Origin of the sequence: Streptomyces sp. NPDC006551, assembly GCF_040611675.1 — a bacterium.
In the GTDB taxonomy this organism is placed as follows: Bacteria; Actinomycetota; Actinomycetes; order Streptomycetales; family Streptomycetaceae; genus Streptomyces.
Genome location: NZ_JBEXOT010000010.1, coordinates 111,413 through 131,240, shown reverse-complemented (window position 1 = coordinate 131,240; position 19,828 = coordinate 111,413). Strand labels below are relative to the sequence as shown.

General features: G+C 71.0%; 17 protein-coding genes and 1 pseudogene. 11 read left to right on the top strand and 7 right to left on the bottom strand.

The annotated features are described in order from the left end of the window. Nucleotides 1-78: 78 nt before the first annotated feature. From ABZY12_RS13420 to pssA, 8 genes are all read left to right on the top strand, one after another. Complete coding sequence (locus ABZY12_RS13420) at nt 79-924, top strand: TetR family transcriptional regulator (RefSeq protein WP_356889633.1); 846 nt, start codon at nt 79-81, stop codon at nt 922-924. Between the two features lie 393 nt (nt 925-1,317). Continuing rightward, nucleotides 1,318-2,655: a crotonyl-CoA carboxylase/reductase gene (gene ccrA, locus ABZY12_RS13415; protein WP_356889551.1), complete on the top strand. Its 1,338-nt coding sequence runs from the start codon at nt 1,318-1,320 to the stop codon at nt 2,653-2,655. 14 nt (nt 2,656-2,669) lie between these two features. Continuing rightward, a complete protein-coding gene (locus tag ABZY12_RS13410; RefSeq protein WP_356889549.1) occupies nt 2,670-4,724 on the top strand; it encodes a protein meaA in 2,055 nt (684 codons plus the stop codon). Then, nucleotides 4,721-5,695: a CoA ester lyase gene (locus ABZY12_RS13405; protein ID WP_356889547.1), complete on the top strand. Its 975-nt coding sequence runs from the start codon at nt 4,721-4,723 to the stop codon at nt 5,693-5,695. Before ABZY12_RS13410 ends, ABZY12_RS13405 begins: the two co-directional genes overlap by 4 nt. 5 nt (nt 5,696-5,700) lie before the next feature. Further along, complete coding sequence (locus ABZY12_RS13400; protein WP_356889545.1) at nt 5,701-6,213, top strand: MaoC family dehydratase; 513 nt, start codon at nt 5,701-5,703, stop codon at nt 6,211-6,213. Nucleotides 6,214-6,215: 2 nt separating this feature from the next. Beyond that, entirely contained in the window at nt 6,216-7,421 is a 1,206-nt protein-coding gene (locus ABZY12_RS13395; protein ID WP_356889543.1) for an acyl-CoA dehydrogenase family protein, read from the top strand. Nucleotides 7,422-7,600: 179 nt separating this feature from the next. Next, complete coding sequence (locus ABZY12_RS13390; RefSeq protein WP_356889541.1) at nt 7,601-8,257, top strand: phosphatidylserine decarboxylase; 657 nt, start codon at nt 7,601-7,603, stop codon at nt 8,255-8,257. Further along, nucleotides 8,250-9,125 (top strand): CDP-diacylglycerol--serine O-phosphatidyltransferase, encoded by an 876-nt coding sequence (gene pssA, locus ABZY12_RS13385; protein ID WP_356889631.1) that lies wholly within the window; start codon nt 8,250-8,252, stop codon nt 9,123-9,125. Before ABZY12_RS13390 ends, pssA begins: the two co-directional genes overlap by 8 nt. 62 nt (nt 9,126-9,187) lie before the next feature. Here the strand turns inward: pssA and ABZY12_RS13380 are convergent, their stop codons facing one another. Then, nucleotides 9,188-9,748, bottom strand: a complete 561-nt coding sequence (locus tag ABZY12_RS13380) for a GNAT family N-acetyltransferase (RefSeq protein ID WP_356889539.1) — start codon at nt 9,746-9,748, stop codon at nt 9,188-9,190. Between the two features lie 63 nt (nt 9,749-9,811). Here ABZY12_RS13380 and ABZY12_RS13375 point away from each other — a divergent pair, with 63 nt between their 5' ends. Further along, entirely contained in the window at nt 9,812-10,684 is an 873-nt protein-coding gene (locus ABZY12_RS13375; RefSeq protein WP_356889537.1) for an NAD-dependent epimerase/dehydratase family protein, read from the top strand. Nucleotides 10,685-10,715: 31 nt separating this feature from the next. Here the strand turns inward: ABZY12_RS13375 and ABZY12_RS13370 are convergent, their stop codons facing one another. Genes ABZY12_RS13370 through ABZY12_RS13350 form a run of 5 tightly spaced genes read right to left on the bottom strand, consistent with a single transcriptional unit; the run spans nt 10,716 to nt 15,576 of the window. Next, complete coding sequence (locus ABZY12_RS13370; RefSeq protein WP_356889535.1) at nt 10,716-11,990, bottom strand: ABC transporter substrate-binding protein; 1,275 nt, start codon at nt 11,988-11,990, stop codon at nt 10,716-10,718. Then, nucleotides 11,987-13,096, bottom strand: coding sequence for a branched-chain amino acid ABC transporter permease (locus ABZY12_RS13365; RefSeq protein ID WP_356889533.1), 1,110 nt, complete (start codon nt 13,094-13,096; stop codon nt 11,987-11,989). Before ABZY12_RS13365 ends, ABZY12_RS13370 begins: the two co-directional genes overlap by 4 nt. Further along, a complete protein-coding gene (locus ABZY12_RS13360) occupies nt 13,089-13,979 on the bottom strand; it encodes a branched-chain amino acid ABC transporter permease (RefSeq protein ID WP_356889531.1) in 891 nt (296 codons plus the stop codon). Before ABZY12_RS13360 ends, ABZY12_RS13365 begins: the two co-directional genes overlap by 8 nt. After that, a complete protein-coding gene (locus tag ABZY12_RS13355) occupies nt 13,976-14,761 on the bottom strand; it encodes an ABC transporter ATP-binding protein (protein WP_356889529.1) in 786 nt (261 codons plus the stop codon). The genes ABZY12_RS13360 and ABZY12_RS13355 overlap by 4 nt, the downstream gene beginning before the upstream one ends. Continuing rightward, on the bottom strand, nt 14,758-15,576 hold the full coding sequence (locus tag ABZY12_RS13350; protein ID WP_356889527.1) for an ABC transporter ATP-binding protein: 819 nt from the start codon (nt 15,574-15,576) through the stop codon (nt 14,758-14,760). Before ABZY12_RS13350 ends, ABZY12_RS13355 begins: the two co-directional genes overlap by 4 nt. 282 nt (nt 15,577-15,858) lie before the next feature. Between ABZY12_RS13350 and ABZY12_RS13345 the strand changes: the two genes are divergently transcribed. Further along, the gene (locus ABZY12_RS13345; RefSeq protein WP_356889525.1) at nt 15,859-17,061 is read left to right on the top strand and encodes a helix-turn-helix domain-containing protein; all 1,203 of its coding nucleotides are present in this window, start codon (nt 15,859-15,861) and stop codon (nt 17,059-17,061) included. Between the two features lie 268 nt (nt 17,062-17,329). On the opposite strand, the gene ABZY12_RS13340 is transcribed toward ABZY12_RS13345, so the two are convergent. Beyond that, nucleotides 17,330-18,496 (bottom strand): glycerate kinase, encoded by a 1,167-nt coding sequence (locus ABZY12_RS13340; protein WP_356889523.1) that lies wholly within the window; start codon nt 18,494-18,496, stop codon nt 17,330-17,332. A gap of 173 nt (nt 18,497-18,669) precedes the next feature. On the opposite strand from ABZY12_RS13340, the pseudogene ABZY12_RS13335 reads away from it, so the two are divergent. Continuing rightward, nucleotides 18,670-19,744, top strand: a pseudogene (locus ABZY12_RS13335) (ADP-ribosylglycohydrolase family protein). The last annotated feature ends 84 nt before the right edge of the window (nt 19,745-19,828 follow it).

Here is a 19,828-nt window from a genome sequence, read left to right as displayed (position 1 = left end):
CCACCGGGCTCTTCCGGAGGCCCCGGCGACCCTCCCCCACCTGGGCACACTCCCGCGCTGATGCAGTACGTTCAGGACATGTCCAAGGCCGCGAAGTCACCCCGTGCCACGTCCACGTCCACCTCCGACACCACGGAGAGCACGGCGGGTACCCGCGCGGCCGCTCAGCGGCTCAAGATGCGCCGCGAGCTGGCGGCCGCGGCGATGGAACTGTTCGCGACCAAGGGGTACGAGGCCACGACGGTCGACGAGATCGCCGCGGCCGCCGGCGTCGCGCGCCGGACGTTCTTCCGCCACTTCCGCTCCAAGGAAGAGGCGATCTTCCCCGACCACGACGACACCCTGGTGCGGGCGGAGGCGGTACTGAACGCCGCGCCGCCGCACGAGCACCCGCTGGACACGGTCTGCCGGGGCATCAAGGAAGTCATGAAGATGTACGCGGGGTCCCCGGCGGTCTCCGTGGAGCGTTACCGGCTCACTCGCGAGGTCCCCACCCTGCGGGAGCGCGAGATCGCTTCGGTGGCCCGCTACGAGCGGCTGTTCACCCGCTATCTCCTGGGTCACTTCGACGAGCGCGACCACCACGACGGCAACGACGACCCGCTGCTCGCCGAGGTGGCGGCGTCGGCGGTGGTCACGGCCCACAACCACGTGCTGCGCCGCTGGCTGCGGGCGGGCGGCCAGGGCGATGTGGAGGCACAGCTCGACCACGCCTTCGCGATCGTCCGGGAGACCTTCGGCACCGGCATAGGCGCCCGGCCGGCGCAGGCCCAGCAGCCGGCCCAGCAGCCGGCCACCCCCGCCCCGGCGGCGGCCACGGTCCTCGCGTCCACCGGAAACGACGTGGTGATCGCCGTGGCGCGTACGGACGCCCCGCTGGACGAGGTCATGCGCACCATCCAGCAGGCGCTGACGAAGAACTGACCCTCCTCGCGCCGAGGCACGGACGAAGGCCGCCCCACGACGGGGCGGCCTTCGTCCGTTTTCATCCCGTCCTCCGATCGATCATCGCTCATGTGTGAGGGGCGGATCGCATCTGAGTGAAATTGTTGGCACGCAGTGCCTTGTCAGGTGACACGCGGTGCCATACGTTGATGTTGTCCGGGCGGCCGGCGCGCCGAGGTCTCCTCGTGCGCCGGCTGTCCCCACAAGCGATCGTGATTGTGCGCCCGGACGCCTGCGTCACAGGCACCCTCCGCGCCCACCCGGCGCAGCCACCGCACCACCCGCCGAACCGACGGCACACCTCCACAGCAGCACTCCACGACGTAACCCCTCAGCGTCTCGCTCAGACGCCGCACCGCCGGAGGCAACCCCGTGAAGGAAATCCTGGACGCGATCCAGTCGCCGGAGACCACGTCCGCCGACTTCGCCAACCTCAAGCTCCCCGAGTCGTACCGCGCGGTCACCGTGCACAAGGACGAGACCGAGATGTTCGCCGGTCTCCCCAGCCGCGAGAAGGACCCGCGCAAGTCGCTCCACCTCGACGACGTGGCGCTGCCCGAGCTCGGCCCGGGCGAGGCCCTGGTCGCCGTCATGGCCAGCTCCGTGAACTACAACTCGGTCTGGACCTCGATCTTCGAGCCGGTGTCGACCTTCGGCTTCCTGGAGCGCTACGGCCGGCTCAGCGACCTCAGCAAGCGTCACGACCTGCCGTACCACGTCATCGGCTCCGACCTCGCGGGCGTCGTCCTGCGCACCGGCCCCGGCGTGAACTCGTGGAAGCCCGGCGACGAGGTCGTCGCGCACTGCCTCTCGGTCGAGCTGGAGTCGTCGGACGGCCACAACGACACGATGCTCGACCCCGAGCAGCGCATCTGGGGCTTCGAGACCAACTTCGGCGGCCTGGCCGAGATCGCGCTCGTCAAGTCCAACCAGCTGATGCCGAAGCCGGACCACCTCAGCTGGGAGGAGGCGGCGGCCCCGGGCCTGGTCAACTCCACCGCGTACCGCCAGCTCGTCTCCCGCAACGGCGCCGGCATGAAGCAGGGCGACAACGTCCTGATCTGGGGCGCGAGCGGCGGGCTCGGCTCGTACGCCACCCAGTTCGCGCTGGCCGGCGGCGCCAACCCGATCTGTGTCGTCTCCAGCGACCAGAAGGCGGACATCTGCCGCTCCATGGGCGCCGAGGCGATCATCGACCGCAACGCCGAGGGCTACAAGTTCTGGAAGGACGAGCAGACCCAGGACCCGAAGGAGTGGAAGCGCTTCGGCAAGCGCATCCGCGAGCTCACCGGCGGCGAGGACATCGACATCGTCTTCGAGCACCCCGGCCGCGAGACCTTCGGCGCGAGCGTCTACGTCACCCGCAAGGGCGGCACCATCACCACCTGCGCCTCGACCTCGGGCTACATGCACGAGTACGACAACCGCTACCTGTGGATGTCGCTGAAGCGGATCATCGGCTCGCACTTCGCCAACTACCGCGAGGCGTGGGAGGCCAACCGCCTGATCGCCAAGGGCAAGATCCACCCGACCCTCTCCAAGGTGTACTCCCTGGAGGACACCGGGCAGGCCGCCTACGACGTGCACCGCAACCTCCACCAGGGCAAGGTCGGCGTGCTCGCGCTCGCCCCCGAGGAGGGCCTGGGCGTGCGCGACCCGGAGATGCGCGCGAAGCACATCGACGCCATCAACCGCTTCCGTAACATCTGAACCCGGGACCTCATATGACAGAGCGTCAGGACATCGGCACAGAGCGCCCGCAGGGGAGTGAGCGGAACAAGAAGGACCGGCCGTGGCTCATGCGGACCTACGCCGGTCACTCGACCGCCGAGGCGTCCAACGAGCTGTACCGGCGCAACCTGGCCAAGGGTCAGACCGGCCTCTCGGTCGCCTTCGACCTGCCGACGCAGACCGGCTACGACCCCGACCACATCCTCGCCCGCGGCGAGGTCGGCCGGGTCGGGGTCCCGGTCTCGCACCTCGGTGACATGCGCCGGCTGTTCCAGGACATCCCCCTGGAGCAGATGAACACCTCGATGACCATCAACGCCACGGCCATGTGGCTCCTGGCGCTCTATCAGGTGGTCGCGGAGGAGCAGGGCGCGGACGTCACCAGGCTCCAGGGCACCACCCAGAACGACATCGTGAAGGAGTACCTGTCGCGCGGGACGCACGTCTTCCCGCCCGGCCCGTCGCTGCGGCTGACGACGGACATGATCACCTACACGGTGAACCACATCCCGAAGTGGAACCCGATCAACATCTGCAGCTACCACCTGCAGGAGGCGGGAGCCACTCCGGTCCAGGAGATCTCGTACGCGATGTCCACCGCCATCGCGGTGCTCGACGCGGTCTTCGCCTCCGGCCAGGTCCCCGAGGAGCGCAAGGGCGAGGTCGTCGCCCGTATCTCCTTCTTCGTGAACGCGGGCGTCCGCTTCATCGAGGAGATGTGCAAGATGCGCGCCTTCGGCCGTATCTGGGACAAGATCACCCGTGAGCGGTACGGCATCGAGGACGCCAAGCAGCGCCGCTTCCGCTACGGCGTGCAGGTCAACTCGCTCGGTCTGACCGAGGCACAGCCGGAGAACAACGTCCAGCGGATCGTCCTCGAGATGCTGGCCGTGACGCTCTCCAAGGACGCACGCGCGCGTGCCGTCCAGCTGCCCGCCTGGAACGAGGCCCTGGGGCTCCCCCGCCCCTGGGACCAGCAGTGGTCGCTCCGCATCCAGCAGGTCCTCGCGCACGAGTCGGACCTGCTGGAGTACGAGGACATCTTCGCCGGGTCGCACGTCATCGAGGCCAAGGTCGACTCCCTCGTGGAGGAGTGCCTGGCGGAGATCGACCGGATCCAGGAGATGGGCGGCGCGATGGCCGCCGTCGAGTCCGGCTACCTCAAGTCGCAGCTGGTCTCCTCGCACGCCGAACGGCGGGCCCGGATCGAGGCCGGCGAGGAGAAGATCGTCGGCGTCAACATCTTCCAGTCCACCGAGGAGAACCCGCTCACCGCGGACCTCGACACGGCGATCATGACGGTCGACCCGGCCAACGAGGCCCGTGTCGTGGCCAAGCTCCACGAGTGGCGCGACAACCGCGACGAGACCCGCGCCCAGGAGGCCCTGGCCGCGCTCAAGGCGACCGCCGCGGGCGACGGGAACCTCTTCGAGGCGACTCTGGAGTGCGCCCGCGCGGGCGTCACCACCGGCGAGTGGTCCTGGGCGCTGCGGGACGTCTTCGGCGAGTTCCGCGCCCCGACCGGTGTCTCCTCGGCCCCGGTCGCCGTGACCGCCGAGGAGGGCACGCCGCTCGCTCTCGTACGGGAGAAGGTGAAGCGGACCGCCGACGAGCTGGGCTCCGGCCGGCTGCGGCTCCTGGTGGGCAAGCCGGGCCTGGACGGACACTCCAACGGCGCCGAGCAGATCGCCGTACGCGCGCGTGACGCCGGTTTCGAGGTGGTGTACCAGGGGATCCGGCTGACGCCCGAGCAGATCGTCAACGCTGCCCTCGCGGAGGACGTGCACTGCGTGGGTCTGTCGATCCTCTCCGGCTCGCACGCCGAGCTGGTCCCGGACGTCCTCGACCGCCTCCGCGAGGCGGGCGCGGCCGATATTCCGGTCATCGTCGGCGGGATCATCCCGAACGCCGACGCCGCAGATCTGAAGCGGGCGGGAGTGGCCGCCGTCTTCACACCGAAGGACTTCGGCATCACCGAGATCATCGGCCGTATCGTCGACGAGATCCGGAAAGCGAACAAGCTCGACCCTCTGGAGGTCCCCGCATGACCACGCCGGCTTCCCCTGTGAACCGACTCCGCCCGCGCCGCTCCTGCCTCGCGGTCCCCGGCTCCAACCCGCGCTTCCTGGAGAAGGCCCAGGGCCTCGCTGCCGACCAGGTCTTCCTCGACCTGGAGGACGCCTGCGCGCCGCTCGCCAAGCCCGAGGCGCGCCACACCATCGTGAAGTTCCTCAACGAGGGCGACTGGACCGGCAAGACGCGGGTCGTGCGGGTCAACGACTGGACGACCCACTGGACGTACCGTGACGTCGTCACCGTCGTCGAGGGCGCCGGCCAGAACCTCGACTGCATCATGCTGCCGAAGGTCCAGGACGCCCAGCAGATCGTGGCGCTCGACCTCCTGCTGACCCAGATCGAGAAGACGATGGGCTTCGAGGTCGGCAAGATCGGCATCGAGGCGCAGATCGAGAACGCGCAGGGTCTCAACAACGTCAACGCGATCGCGCAGGCCTCCCCTCGCGTGGAGACGATCATCTTCGGCCCGGCCGACTTCATGGCCTCCATCAACATGAAGTCGCTGGTCGTCGGCGAGCAGCCGCCCGGCTACGGCGCCGACGCGTACCACTACATCCTCATGGCCATCCTGATGGCGGCCCGCGCCAACAACCTCCAGGCGATCGACGGCCCCTACCTCCAGATCCGCAACCAGGAGGGCTACAAGGCGGTCGCCCAGCGCGCCGCGGCTCTGGGCTTCGACGGCAAGTGGGTGCTGCACCCGGACCAGGTCGCCGCGGCGAACGAGATCTTCTCCCCCTCGCAGGAGGACTTCGACCACGCCGAGCTGATCCTGGACGCGTACGACTACTACACCTCCGAGGCCGGCGGCAAGAAGGGCTCGGCCATGCTCGGCGACGAGATGATCGACGAGGCCAGCCGCAAGATGGCCCTGGTCATCTCCGGCAAGGGCCGCGCCGCCGGAATGCAGCGCACCACCAAGTTCGAGATCCCGGAGGCGTAGGACCCATGCAGTTCGGCCGTACGTACGAAGAGTTCGAAATCGGTGCCGTGTACAAGCACTGGCCCGGAAAGACGGTCACCGAATACGACGACCATCTCTTCTGTCTGCTGACGATGAATCACCACCCGCTTCACATGGATGTGAATTACGCGGAGAACACGACGGACTTCAAGAAGAACGTCGTCGTCGGCAACTACATCTACTCGCTGCTGCTCGGCATGTCCGTCCCGGACGTCTCGGGCAAGGCGATCGCCAATCTGGAGATCGAGTCGCTGCGCCATGTCGCGCCGACCTTCCACGGCGACACCATCTACGGCGAGACCACGGTCCTCGACAAGACACCGTCGAAGTCGAAGAACGACCGCGGGATCGTCTACGTCGAGACCAAGGGCTACAAGCAGGACGGCACCCTCGTGTGCGTCTTCCGCCGCAAGGTGATGGTCCCCACCGAGACGTACATCAAGGAGCGCGGCGGCGAGCAGCCCGGCCGCCCCCAGCTCAAGGAACAGGGGAAGTAGTCATGGCGCGACTCGCCCAGACCCACGGTCTGACCGATGTGCAGCAGGAGATCCTCGCCACGGTCCGGGACTTCGTCGACAAGGAGATCATCCCGGTCGCGACGGAGCTGGAGCACCGCGACGAGTACCCGCAGCAGATCGTCGACGGGCTCAAGGAGCTCGGTGTCTTCGGTCTCATGATCCCCGAGGAGTACGGGGGCCTGGGTGAGTCGCTGCTCACCTACGCGCTGTGCGTGGAGGAGATCGCCCGCGGCTGGATGTCGGTCTCCGGCATCATCAACACCCACTTCATCGTGGCGTACATGCTCAAGCAGCACGGCACCCAGGAGCAGAAGGAGTACTTCCTTCCGCGGATGGCGGCCGGCGAGACGCGCGGCGCCTTCTCGATGTCGGAGCCGGCCCTCGGCTCGGATGTGTCGGCCATCACGTCCAAGGCGGTCAAGGACGGCGACGAGTACGTCCTGAACGGCCAGAAGATGTGGCTGACGAACGGCGGTACGTCGACGCTGGTCGCCGTCCTCGTCCGAAGTGACGAAGGACACCCCGAGGGGACGGCCCCCCACAAGTCGATGACGACCTTCCTCGTCGAGAAGGAGCCCGGCTTCGGAGAGGTCCGCCCCGGCCTCACCATCCCCGGGAAGATCGACAAGATGGGCTACAAGGGCGTCGACACCACCGAGCTCATCATGGACGGACTGCGCATTCCGGCCAATCGGGTCCTCGGTGGCACCACCGGCCGAGGGTTTTACCAAATGATGGACGGTGTCGAGGTCGGACGGGTGAATGTCGCGGCCCGTGGCTGCGGCGTCGCTCAGCGTGCCTTCGAGCTGGGTGTCTCGTACGCCCAGCAGCGCCACACCTTCGGCAAGCCGATCGCCCAGCATCAGGCGATTCAGTTCAAGTTGGCCGAAATGGCTACCAAGGTGGAAGCCGCTCATGCCATGATGGTGAACGCAGCGCGCAAAAAGGACTCCGGGGAACGAAACGATCTCGAAGCAGGGATGGCGAAGTACCTCGCCTCCGAGTACTGCAAGGAAGTCGTCGAGGACGCCTTCCGTATCCACGGTGGATACGGGTTCTCCAAGGAGTACGAGATCGAGCGCCTCTACCGCGAGGCGCCGATGCTGCTCATCGGTGAAGGTACCGCCGAGATCCAGAAAATGATCATCGGTCGCCGGTTGCTCGAGGAGTACCGCTTCCAGGGTTGATTGTCGCTTTTGAGTCGGTTCGGCCGCGAAGAAGATCACACCCTGACAGCGTTTGCCGAGGGTTTCCGGCCGACCGACTCGGCTTCTGGCTTGCCCAGTTGCGGCTCGCAACCGATAGCATCGCCGGAAAGCCGCCGTCCCCGTTGCCAGTGCGGCATCATCCGCTACGAAGGTCATCCATGCCCCACAGCCAAACCTCTGCACCTCGCGACAGCCTCGCTGGCGTACGCCTCGCGCGCGGAGCATCGCCGTGGCTTCTGCCGACCGTCGCCACCGCGGCGCTCAGCCTGACCCGGGCCCGCAAGTCCGGGCGCTGGGCCGCTGTCGCCGTGCCCACCACCGCCCTGGCGGCGGGCATGCTGTGGTTCTTCCGCGACCCCGAGCGCGAGATCGCTCAGGGCCGGGTCATCTCGCCCGCCGACGGTGTGGTGCAGAGCATCATGCCGTGGAAGGACGGCCGGACCCGGGTCGCCATCTTCATGAGCCCGCTGAACGTCCACGTCAACCGCGCGCCGCTGGCCGGCACGGTGACGTCCGTGGAGCACATCCCCGGCGGGTTCGTCCCGGCGTTCAACAAGGAGAGCGAGAACAACGAGCGCGTTGTCTGGCACTTCGACACCGAGCTCGGTGACATCGAGATGGTGCAGATCGCGGGGGCCGTGGCCCGCCGCATCGTGCCGTACATCCCGCAGGGGACGAAGGTCGAGCAGGGCGAGCGCATCGGTCTGATCCGTTTCGGGTCGCGCGTTGACATCTACCTTCCGGAAGGTGTCGACGTCGCTGTCGAGGTCGGTCAGACCACGACCGCGGGGGTGACTCGCATTGACCGTGATTGATCCCGACACGCGAGCCGGCGACTGGGTCGCCGACGCGGAGGCGGACGGAGCCGAAGACGCCGAGGAGATGCCGCTGTCGCTGCGGCTGTCCATAGCGGACGCCCTCACGCTCGGTAACGCCACGTGTGGCTTCATGGCGGTGTACTTCACCACCACCGGCATCCTCATCCCGGACCTCACGGGCAGCACCGAGACCGGCATGGCGCGCAACAGCGCCGCCACCGCCGTGATCCTCATGCTGTGCGCGGCGATCTTCGATCTCTTCGACGGCATCGTGGCGCGCAAGCTGCGCAGCTCGCCGATGGGCGCCGAGCTCGACAACCTCTCGGACCTGATCAGCTTCGGTCTGGCACCGGCCTACTTCGTACTCGTGTACGGAATGGTCGCGGACGGCGCGCAGCAGAAGGTCTCCGCGGTGGCCGCGATCGTGGTGCTGCTCGCGGTGGTTCTGCGGCTGGCGAGATTCTCGTGCGTGACGATGAAGGACGGCATGTTCCAGGGCATGCCGAGCCCCTTCGGCGCGCTGACGGTCGTCTCGATCGTGCTGCTCGAGCTGCCGTTCATCCCGACGCTGCTCGCGATCATCGGAGTGGCGTGGCTGATGGTGAGCCGGGTCGAGTACCCCAAGCCGCGGGGTGTCCTCGCGGTGGCGATGCTCGCCTGGATCGTCGGTGCCATGGGCATGCTGGCGGCCTGGGCCTTCGACGCGCCGGGCGGACAGTTCCTGCTCCAGACCGGGTGCGCGCTGCAGGTCGTGATGGGCGCCGTGATCCCCCTCTTCGCGACGGCCCGCCGGGTGAACACCTTCCGCGGCAACCGGCGCGAGAGCCGGGAGGCGCGACAGGCGGAGGCGGCTCAGCTGCCGTAGCCGTATGACGAGAAGGGCCCGGACGCGAGATATCGCGTCCGGGCCCTTCTCGTCATGGGTCTCTAGAGCCGCTTGTAGTACAGCGTGGTCGGGCGCAGGGCGCCCGCGGGGTCGGCGGCGAAGTCGGGGATGATCCCGGCCGGTGTCCAGCCCGCCTTGCGGTAGAGGCCCTCGGCGGGGCTGTCGGTCTGGGTGTCCAGGACGAGCAGGCTCAGGCCGGCCTCCGTGGCGTGGGCCTCCGCCGCGGCGAGCAGGCGGGCGCCCAGGCCCCGGCCGCGGGCCTCGCGGTGGACGATCAGCCGGGCGATCTCGCCGCGGTGCCGTCCGTTCGGCTTGTCGGTACGGACGAGGGTGACCGCCCCCAGGATCTCCCCCGCGGGGCCGTGGGCCGCCCAGACGTCCCGCAGGCCCCGCTCGGCCTCCTCGGCGGCGGTGAGCCACCAGGCGGCCGCCTCGGCCGTTTCCAGGGGCGCGAGGAAGCCCAGGGAGGCTCCGCCGTCGACCGCGTCGACGAGCAGCGCCGCGAGGTCGCCGGGTGCGTCGGAGCGGAGGCGGTCGGGATCGAGCCGCTCGATCCGGGCGTGGTCGGCGGCGGTGGGACGGGGCGGGAAGAAGTCGCTCATGGCCTGAGCTTCACACTCCGTTGTTGCCGACAGATGACGACACCCCCGGCCTATGGTGATCACATGCGTGTACTCGTCGCGGGCGCCACGGGCGCGATCGGTCGTCGGCTCCTTCCCCTCCTGCTCGCCGCGGGCCACCAGGTCACCGGGCTGTCCCGCTCGGCGGACGGTCTCGACCGGATCCGCGAGAGCGGCGCGCGGGCCGTCCGGGCGGACGCCCTGGACGCGGTGGGACTGCGCCGCGCCGTCGCCGAGGCGGCGCCGCAGGCGGTGATCCACCAGCTGACGGACCTCTCGGGCGCCGACGGGGCCGCGAACAACCGGCTGCGCCGCGAGGGCACCCGCCACCTCGTGGACGCGGCGCGAGCGGCGGGCGCCGACCGGATCGTGGCGCAGTCGATCAGCTGGGCGTACGCCCCCGGGGACGGCCCCGCCGACGAGTCCGTACCGCTCGACGGCACCGGGGAGCAGCCGCGGGCGCGGATCGTGTCCGGCGTCAGGACGCTGGAGGAGACCGCCGCCGAACTGCCCGGCGCGGTGGCGCTGCGGTACGGGATCCTCTACGGCCCCGGCACCTGGTACGCCCCGGGCGGACCGGTGGCGGCCGCGCTGGGCGGCGATCCGGGGGCGCGGTTCCTGGGGAGCGTCGAGGCGGACGACTCCGTGAGCTCCTTCGTCCACGTCGAGGACGCGGCGCGGGCGGCCGTGCTCGCGCTGGAGTGGCCGGCCGGCGCGTACAACATCGTCGACGACGAGCCGGCCCCGGCCCGCACCTGGCTGCCGGTGCTCGCCCGGGCCCTGGACGCGCCGGCCCCGGCGCGGGCGGCGGGCGCCGCGCCGTGGGCCCGCGGGGCGCTGAACGCCCGGGCCCGGGCCCTGGGCTGGACACCGGCTCACCCCTCCTGGCGCGACGGCTTCGCCCGCCAGGAGGGGTGAGCCCGGGCCGGGCCGGTGTGGTGCCTTCGGTTCAGCCCGCCTTCGGGGTGAAGGTCTTCGCCGCGTCGGAGACGAAGGGTTCGCGGACCGTGCGCATGCCGCCGGGGACGGTCTTGTCCGGCTGGATGATGACGGACTCTCGCGACGAGGGGGCCTTCGGGTCGCTCAGGTCGTGCGTCATGCCGAAGCCCGCGTCGTGGGCGTTGAGCGTGAGCAGCGCCTTGCCGATGCCCTCACGGGTGAGGTCCTTGCTCTCGCACGCCTTCTTCAGCGCCTCGCCGAAGACGCTCGCCGCCGTCCAGCCGGCGACGATGCCGTTGTCGAGGCTGTCGTTCGGATAGGCGGCCTTGTAGTCGGCCACGAGCTTCTTCGCGGCCGGGGTGTCCGCGCCGATCGGGAGGCTGGGAGAGGCGAACCAGTACATCTTCTCCAGGGCCGGTCCGGCCTGGGTGCCGAGGAGCTGCGGGGCGAACGCCGAGTTGTTGCCGACGATCGGCACCTGGAGCTTGGTCGCCGCCGCGACACCGACCAGCGAGGCCGCCTGACGCGGGCCCGCGCTGATGACGATGCCCTTGACGCCCGCCTGCTTGAGCGCCGCGACCTGCGCCGACATGTCGTTGTCGGTGGGCTTGATCTTCTGCTCGACGACCGTGAGCCCGGCCTTCTCCGCGGCGTGCTTCGAGCCGGCCAGCGCGTTCTCGCCGTAGTCGCCCTCGAAGTAGACGTGGCCGAGCTTGTCGCCCGGCTTCAGGCCCTTCTCCTTGACCAGGAAGTCGACGGCGTTGATCGTCTCGACGTCGTACGTGGTGCCGAGGACCCGGATGTACGGGGAGCCGAGCAGCGACGCCGACCACGCCTGCGGCAGCACGAGCCCCTTGTCCTGGCCGTCGACGCGCTGCTTGACGGCGGCGACGAACGGGGAGCCGATGAACTGGGCGTAGCCGACGACCTTCGGCTCCAGCTCGGTGTACGCCGACAGCGCCTTCTGCGGGTCGTAGCCGTGGTCGCGGACCGTCAGCTCCAGCTGCCGGCCGCAGATCCCGCCGGCCGCGTTGGCCTGCTTGACGTACAGCTGCTGCGCCTGTGTGACGCTCTTGCCGAGCGTGGCGTAGACACCGGTCATGTCGGTGAGCGCGCCGATCGCGATGGTCGTGTCGGTGACGCCCTTGCCGGCCTTCACTCCGCCCGCGCCGGTGCCCTGGTCGTCGCCGCTCTTGGCCTTGGAGCTGCATCCGGCCGCCGTCAGCGCGACCAGGACGGCGAGTGCGGCGCTCAGGCCCCGCACGGCCTGTCGTCGGTGGTTCATTGGTCCTCCCCTGAGGATTGCGTGGAACGCGAGGGTTGCTTGGTGCGCCGTGCGGCCAGCCGGACCAGGCCTCCGGGCAGGAAGAGCACCACCGCGACGACGGCGGCGCCGTAGAGATAGCGCGCGGCCTCCCCCGGTGCGATCCCGCCCGTCCCGGGGGCGGAGACCAGGGGAAGCGCGTCGCTGTACCGGTTGAGGAGCTGCGGCAGGAGGGAGACGAAGACGCCTCCGACGACCGCTCCGGCGACCGAGCCGAGACCGCCGATGACGATCATGGCCAGGTATTCGAGGGAGAGCAGCATGCCGAAGTACTCCGGCACGGTGCGCTGGAAGACCAGCGCGAGCAGGACGCCGGCGAGTCCCGCGTACATGGAGGACAGGACGAAGACGGCGGCCCGGTAGCGGGCCACGGGGATGCCCATGACGCCCGCCGCGATCCGGTGGTCCCGGATGGCGTTCATGGCGCGTCCGGGGCGGCCGCGCAGCACCCCGCGGGCGAACAGCGCACCCCCGAGGAGCAGGACGAGACCGAGGTACCAGAGCTTCTCGGCGGAACCGAACGGCACCTGGGCGACGAGGAGCTCGCTGTCGTCGAAGGTGAGGCCGAAGAGGCTGAGCGGGGGCACCGCCCGGCCGTTGAAACCTCCGGTCAGGTCGTGTGCGTTGAAGAGCACATGCTGGCCGATGAAGATCAGCGCGAGGGTGGCGATACCGAGGTACGCGCCCCGGAGCCGGCCGGCGATCGGGCTGAACACGCCGCCCGCCAGGCCCGAGAGGGCCACGGCGAGGACGGCGGCGAGCCAGCCGGGCAGCCCGAGTCCGGCGAGGCCGTCCGTGCCGTCGCCGGCGAAGGCGCAGTAGCCGTAGGCGCCGACGGCGAGGAAGAAGGCGTGGCCCATGGAGAGCTGGCCGGTGGCGCCGGTCAGCAGGTTGATGCCGATGGCGCCGATGGCGGCGGCCATGGCGAACAGCCCGGCCTGGAGCCAGAAGCGGTCCAGATAGAAGGGGAAGGCGGCGAGGACGAGGCCGGCGGCGGCCCAGACCCAGGTGCGCGGCCGGGTGAGGGCGGCGCGGGCGGCGACGGGCCGGGCGAGGAGATCAGACACGGGCCAGCTCCTTCGTGCCGAAGAGTCCGGCGGGGCGGATCAGCAGCACCGCGACCATCACCAGGTACGGCGCGAGGTCGCCGATGCCCCGGCCGAGGAAGGTCAGGTCGCCCTGGTAGCCGGTGGCGAGGGACTCGGTGACGCCGACCAGCAGTCCGCCGACGAGGGCGCCGGTGGTAGAGTCGAGGCCGCCGAGGATCGCGGCCGGGAAGGCCTTCATCGCGGCGAGCGAGGTGGAGCGCTCCAGACCGGGGGTGGGGAAGACGGTGAGGAAGAGCGCGGCGACGGCGGCGAGTCCGCCGGCGACGGCCCAGGCGCCGATCGAGACCCGGCCGAGGCGGATGCCCATGAGCGCGGCGGTCTCCTGGTTCTCGGCGGCGGCGCGCATGGCGACGCCCCAGGAGGTGTGGCGGAAGGCCAGCAGGAACGCGGTGATCAGCAGGGCGGCCGCGAGGAAGGCGGCGATCCGGGTCTGGGCGATCGAGACCGGGCCGAGGGAGACGACGGCGTCGCCCCACGGGTCGCCGAGCGAGAGGATGTCGGTGCCGATGCGGCGGGTCAGTTCGGTGGCGAGCAGGATGTCGACGCCGATGGTGACGATGGCGAGGACGCTGTGGTCGGAGCCCCGGTAGCGGCGCATGACGAGGAACTCGACGGCCGCGCCGACCAGGGCCGCGCCGGCGATGCCGACGAGCAGCGCCGGCCAGAAGCCGATCTCGTCGTGCAGGACCGCGGTGAAGTACCCGCCGGCGAGGAGGAGGGAGGCGTGGGCGAAGTTGACGACCTCGGTGGCGCGGAAGATCACCACGAAGCCGAGGGCGATGAGGGCGTAGATGGAACCCAACGAGACGCCGTTGAGCAGGAGTTCGGCGAAGGTGGTCACTCGGCGGTCTCCTCTCCGAGGTAGGCGCGGACGACCGCCGGGTCGTTCTGTACGTCTGCGGGGACGCCGTCGGCGATGCGACGGCCGAAGTCGAGGACGGTGACGGAGTCGGCGAGCCGCATCACCACCCCCATGTCGTGCTCGACGAGGACGATGGAGATCCCGAGGCTGTCGCGTACGCCGGCGATGACGGCGGCGGTACGGCGGCGCTCGTCGGCGGTCATGCCGGCGACGGGCTCGTCGAGGAGAAGCAGCTTGGGCTCCATGCAGAGCGCTCGGGCGAGTTCGGCGAGCTTCTGCTGCCCGTACGGGAGGGAGCCCGCGGGCTGCCCCAGCTGCCGCTCCAGGCCGACGAACGCGGCGATCTCGCGGACGCGGGCCCGGTGGCGGGCGTCCTCGCGGGCGGCGGACGGCAGCCGGAGCCCGGCGGCGACGAATCCGGTCCGGGTCAGCCGGTGGCGGCCGAGCATCAGGCTGTCCTCGACGGTGGCGCGGGGCGGCAGCGCGAGGTTCTGGAAGATGCGGGCGACCCCGAGGTCCGCGATCTTGTGCGGGGGCAGTCCGGTGAGCTCCTCGTCCCCGAAGCGCACGGAGCCGGAGGTGGCCTTGTAGACCCCGGACAGCACGTTGAAGCAGGTGGACTTGCCGGCGCCGTTGGGGCCGATGACGGCGTGGACGGTGCCGGGCCGGACGGTGAAGCCGACGGAGTCGAGCGCGGTGAGTCCGGCGAACCGGACGGTGACGTCGCGGACGTCGAGGGCGGGCACGGTGGTCGCGCTCATCGTGTCTCCTCCCAGCGGGACAGCACCGGGTGCGTCGTGTTCGCCCCGGCCGCGTCGGCGGCCGCGGTCTCGTCGACGACGCCCAGATAGCGGCGGCGCACCTCGTCGGAGGCGGCGAGTTCGTCGGCCGGTCCGGAGAGGGTGACCTCGCCGACCTCCAGGACGTACGCCCGCGAGGCGAGGCGCAGCGCGAGCGCCGCGTTCTGTTCGACGAGCAGGACCGCCGTGCCCTGGGCGTTGATCTCCCGGATGGTGTCGGCGATGCGGGCGGCCATCAGCGGCGCGAGGCCGAGTGAGGGCTCGTCGAGGAGGAGCAGCTTGGGCGCGGCCATCAGGGCGCGGCCGACGGCGAGCATCTGCTGTTCGCCGCCCGAGAGCAGCCCGGCACGCTGGTGGGCGCGTTCCTTGAGGACCGGGAAGAGTTCGTGGACCCGTTCGAGGGCCGCGGCCTTCGCGGCGCGGTCGCCGCGCGCCCCCAGGGCTCCGGCACGGAGATTGTCCTCGACCGTCATCCGGGCGAAGACCTGGCGTCCCTCCGGCACCTGGGAGACCCCGGCGGCGACGACCCGGTCGGGCGCGAGCCCGCCGAGTTCGCGGCCGCCGAAGCGCACGGTGCCGGAGACGACGGCACCGCCGTGGAACGACAGTGTGCGCGAGACCGCGCGCAGCAGCGTGGACTTTCCGGCGCCGTTGCCGCCGAGGACGGTGACGACGCTGCCCTCCGGTACGTCGAGCGACACCCGGCGCAGTGCGCGTACCGGTCCGTATCCCGCCGACAGGTCCGCGACCTCGAGGGCGAGTGCGGTACCTCCCATGGCTCCCCTTCCGTGGCCTGCCCGGTCTCCGTGGCCCGTCCGGTGTCCCGGCCCGTCCGGTTTCCCGGCCTGTCCGTTTCCCGGCGTGCTCGTTTCCGCGACCTGTTCGGATTCCGTGGCCTGTTTCGTGGCGCTCACCCCAGCACCGCGGGGGCCGCCCGTCCACGCCCGGCGGCCGAAACGCTGCCGGTGACCAGCGGGCGCGGCGGCGGGTTGTGCACGGGCACAACAGTGCGTGTCAGGGGCCTGTGGGATGGGCCGGAAGGATGGCATCCTCCGGTCATGGGACGGCGCAGACCACGGACCGGCGATGACTGGAAGCTGCTGGCACAGGCGTGCACGGCACTCCTGGAACGGTTGCCCGAGCTGGTGGACGAGCATCTGAGAGAGCTGCACGAGTACGAGCCGGCGTACGGCCGGATCGTGCCGTACGACCAGCACTGGCAGGAGGCCCACGAGGCGATGCGGATCGGGATCGAGATGATCTCGGCGCCCCGCGACTCGCCCCGGCGGGATCTGGAGCACGCCGACGAGATGGGCCGGCTGCGGGCGGAGCAGGGGATGCCGCTGGAGCTGGTGGTGCACTCGTACCGTCAGGCCGGGCATCTGGTGTGGGACGCGCTGATCGAGGGCGCGGCGGCGGATCCGGCCCAGCTGACGGCGTTGATGCAGTCGGCGACGATGGTGTGGCACGCGGTGGACGCGCAGGCGGACACGGCCTCGGAGGCGTACCGGGCGACGGAGCTGGAGCTGCGGCGGCGTACGGACGAGCAGCTGCAGGCGCTGCTCGACGCGCTGTTGCAGGGGCAGCGGACGCCTGAGGTGGTCTCGCGGGCGGCGGCGGGCCTGGACCTGCCGGAGCACGGGCGGTACGCGGTGGTGGTGCTGCGCTACGACCGCCGGGACGTGCCCGAGCCGTTCCACCGGCGGGTGCAGGGGGCCGGGGTGCGGTTCCTGTGGCGGATGCGGGCCGACTGCGAGATCGGCGTGGTGTCGCTGGCGGAGGGCACGGGTCTGGACGCGCTGTCGGAGCTTCTGGCGGGCCGCTGTCCGGGGCCCGGCGGGATCAGCCCGGTGGTGTCGGGGCTCGCCGAGCTGGGCCGCGCCCGTCGCCTCGCGGAGCTTGCCCTGCGGACGTGCCCGCCGGAGTCCCAGGAGATCGTCCGCCTGGACCGCCGGATGGCGGGGGCGCTGGTGGTCGGTCAGCCGGAGATGGCGGGGCTGCTGATCTCGGACGTCCTGGGCGGGCTCCTCGAACTGGATCCGGCGGACCGGGCGATCCTGCTGGAGACCCTGGACGTGTGGCTGGACTGCGAGGGCTCGGCGGGCCGGGCGGCGGGCCGGCTGTACTGCCACCGCAACACGGTCTTCAACCGACTGCGCCGGCTGGAACAGCTCACCTCACGGTCGCTGTCCCGGCCGCGGGATCTGACGGAGATGACCCTGGCCCTGGACGCGTTCCGCCTGACGGCGGCGACGGGGTAGGGGCCCTGCCCGCGCCCCGCCCCTTCCGCGACCCTGCCGGGGGGTGGGTGACGCGCGGGGGCTTCGCCCCCCGCCAGCGGCAGCTTCGCGCCGCCGACTCTCCCCCACTCGTCGTGGGCATTCGTTCCGCCGGGACGGAACGGTGGGCAGAGGGACGGCGCCCTCGCGGGCGCCTCCGCTCCACCTGCCCGGTGCCCCCGGGAACGGCGGCTTCGCGCGCCGACCGTCCTCGAGGGGCCTCGTGCCCCGCACCCCCCCCGCCGGAGGCCTACGCCAGGAAGTCCCTCGCGATGTTCGCCGCGACCTGTTCGAGGAGCGGGCCCGCGTTGGCGATGCACTTCGCCGTGTCCGGCTCCAGGTCCGTCAGCGGGTAGGCGCGGCGGATGCCGGCCATCCCCAGTCTCTCCGGGGCGAGGGCGAGGCGGCCGCAGACCGCGACGACCTCCTTGCCGGCCGCCCGGGCCGCGGAGGCGACGCCGGCCGGTGCCTTGCCGTGGAGGGTCTGCTCGTCGAGGGAGCCCTCGCCGGTGATCACGAGCGTGGCCCGCTCCAGGGCGGGGGCGAAGCCGAGGACGTCGAGCATCAGCTCGATGCCGGGGCGGAAGCGCGCGTCCAGGCCGACCAGCGCGCCGTACCCGATGCCGCCCGCGCCGCCGGCGCCCGGGGCGACCGCGCACTCCGACGCCTTGGGGCCGATGGCCTTCTCCAGGACGGTGACGAAGTGCGAGAGTGCCGCGTCCAGGGTCTCGACGTCCTCGGGGGACGCGCCCTTCTGCGGGCCGTAGACCGCCGGCGCGCCCTTCGGGCCGGTCAGCGGGTTGTCGACGTCGCTGGCGAGCACCAGGTCGACCGAGGCGAACCGGGGGTCGAGACCGGACAGGTCGGCCGTGGCGAGATCGCGCAGCGGGCCGCCGCCGGGGGCGACCGGCGCACCGGCGGCGTCCAGGAAGACCGCGCCCAGCGCGGCCAGCATGCCGGCCCCGCCGTCGGTCGTGGCGCTGCCGCCGACGCCGAAGACGATCGTCGTCGCGCCCGCGTCCAGCGCGGCGCGCAGCAGCTCGCCCGACCCGTACGTGGTGGCGGTCAGCGGCGCGAAGACCCCCCGCGGGAGCAGCTGGAGGCCGGACGCCTCCGCCATCTCCACGACCGCCGTCTTGTCGCGCAGCGCGAACGCCGCCGTCACCGGCTCGCCGAGCGGTCCGGTCACCCGTACCTCACGGCGTTCGAAACCGGCCGCCACCGCGGCCGCGACCGTACCGTCGCCGCCGTCCGCGACGGGAAGCGTCTCCACCTCCAGCTCCGGGACGACCCGTCGCAGTCCCGCCGTGACCCGCTCCGCGACCTGTACGGCCGTGAGCGAACCCTTGAACTTGTCGGCCGCGACGAGCACGCGTGCTCGTCCCCGTGCGGCCTCCGTTGCTGCTCCGTCCGTCACCTTGCATCCCTTGCTTTCGAACAGGCAGTCGCGCCGAGGCCGACCCTATCCGGAGCGTGAGAGGGCGTGCCACCCCCTGATGAGACGATATTCCGCACCATAGTGGGGCGGGTTGAGGGCGGAACCCGCCCGTCCGGCGCGCGCCGCGCGGCGCCATTGGGTACACCGGACGTATGGGGCTCACCCACGGCGAACTCGCCGACCGCGTTCTCGGCGGCTGGACGGGCCGGATCGCCGGGAACATGCTCGGCAAACCCGTCGAGCGGGGCGACCACTGGACGCCCGAACGCATCGACCGGTACCTCCGTCTCACGGACGCGCTCCCGCTCACCGACTACCTGCCCCCGCCGCCCGCCGACGCCCTCGCCCAGGGGTTCGAGCTGCGGCCCGAGTGGCCGCAGTGCGTGCGCGGGCGCATCCACGGAAGCTGCCGGGACGACGACGTCGACTACTCGATCCTCGGTCTGCATCTCCTGGAGACCCGCGGCTTCGCCTTCACCACCGAGCAGGCCGGCGAGCACTGGCTGCTCCGCCTCCCCTACCTCCAGACGTTCACCGCCGAGCGGATCGCCTACCGCAATCTCGCCAACGGCCTCAGCCCCCCGGCTCACCGCTACCTACGACAATCCCCACCAGGAGTGGATCGGCGCCCTGATCCGGGCCGACGTCTACGGCTGGACCTCTCCCGGCGACCCGCGCCGCGCCGCCTCGCTCGCCCGCCGGGACGCCGTGCTGTCCCACACCGGCAACGGCGTGTACGGCGCGATGTGGGCGGCCGCCCTGATCGCCGCCGCGTTCACCGCCCCGGACCCGCGCTCCGCGCTGGAGACGGCGCTGGAACGGATCCCGGCGAGCAGCCGCCTCGCGCGCACGGTGCGGCACACGATCGCCCTGTACGAGTCGGGGGTGGAGTGGTCCGCCACGCTCACCGAACTCGCGGAGCGGACACGCGGCCTGGGCTGGATCCACACGATCCCCAACGCGGCCGTGCTGACGGCCGGACTGCTCTACGGCGAGGGCGACTTCACCGCCACGATCGCCCTGACCGTGCGCGGCGGTCTGGACACGGACTCCAACGGGGCGACGGCGGGCTCGGTGGCCGGGGTGCTGTGCGGGGCGGCCGCGATCCCTCCGCAGTGGTCGGAGCCGCTGCGGGACCGGGTGCGCAGCGCGGTGTTCGGTTTCGACGGGATTCGGATCAGCGAGCTGGCCGAGCGGACGGTCCGGCTCGCCACGCGGACGGTGTGAGGGCGGCGCTCACCGGGTTCTTCCGGGACGACGGCTCCGGAACGTCGGGGCCGGGACGACGGCTCCGCGACCACGGATACGGGA

Coding starts and splice junctions, on each gene's coding strand:
- ABZY12_RS13420 (WP_356889633.1), top strand. CDS start 79: ATGTCCAAGGCCGCGAAGTCACCCCGTGCCACGTCCACGTCCACCTCC.
- ABZY12_RS13410 (WP_356889549.1), top strand. CDS start 2,670: ATGACAGAGCGTCAGGACATCGGCACAGAGCGCCCGCAGGGGAGTGAG.
- ABZY12_RS13405 (WP_356889547.1), top strand. CDS start 4,721: ATGACCACGCCGGCTTCCCCTGTGAACCGACTCCGCCCGCGCCGCTCC.
- ABZY12_RS13400 (WP_356889545.1), top strand. CDS start 5,701: ATGCAGTTCGGCCGTACGTACGAAGAGTTCGAAATCGGTGCCGTGTAC.
- ABZY12_RS13395 (WP_356889543.1), top strand. CDS start 6,216: ATGGCGCGACTCGCCCAGACCCACGGTCTGACCGATGTGCAGCAGGAG.
- ABZY12_RS13390 (WP_356889541.1), top strand. CDS start 7,601: ATGCCCCACAGCCAAACCTCTGCACCTCGCGACAGCCTCGCTGGCGTA.
- ABZY12_RS13380 (WP_356889539.1), bottom strand. CDS start 9,748: ATGAGCGACTTCTTCCCGCCCCGTCCCACCGCCGCCGACCACGCCCGG.
- ABZY12_RS13375 (WP_356889537.1), top strand. CDS start 9,812: ATGCGTGTACTCGTCGCGGGCGCCACGGGCGCGATCGGTCGTCGGCTC.
- ABZY12_RS13370 (WP_356889535.1), bottom strand. CDS start 11,990: ATGAACCACCGACGACAGGCCGTGCGGGGCCTGAGCGCCGCACTCGCC.
- ABZY12_RS13355 (WP_356889529.1), bottom strand. CDS start 14,761: ATGAGCGCGACCACCGTGCCCGCCCTCGACGTCCGCGACGTCACCGTC.
- ABZY12_RS13350 (WP_356889527.1), bottom strand. CDS start 15,576: ATGGGAGGTACCGCACTCGCCCTCGAGGTCGCGGACCTGTCGGCGGGA.
- ABZY12_RS13345 (WP_356889525.1), top strand. CDS start 15,859: ATGGGACGGCGCAGACCACGGACCGGCGATGACTGGAAGCTGCTGGCA.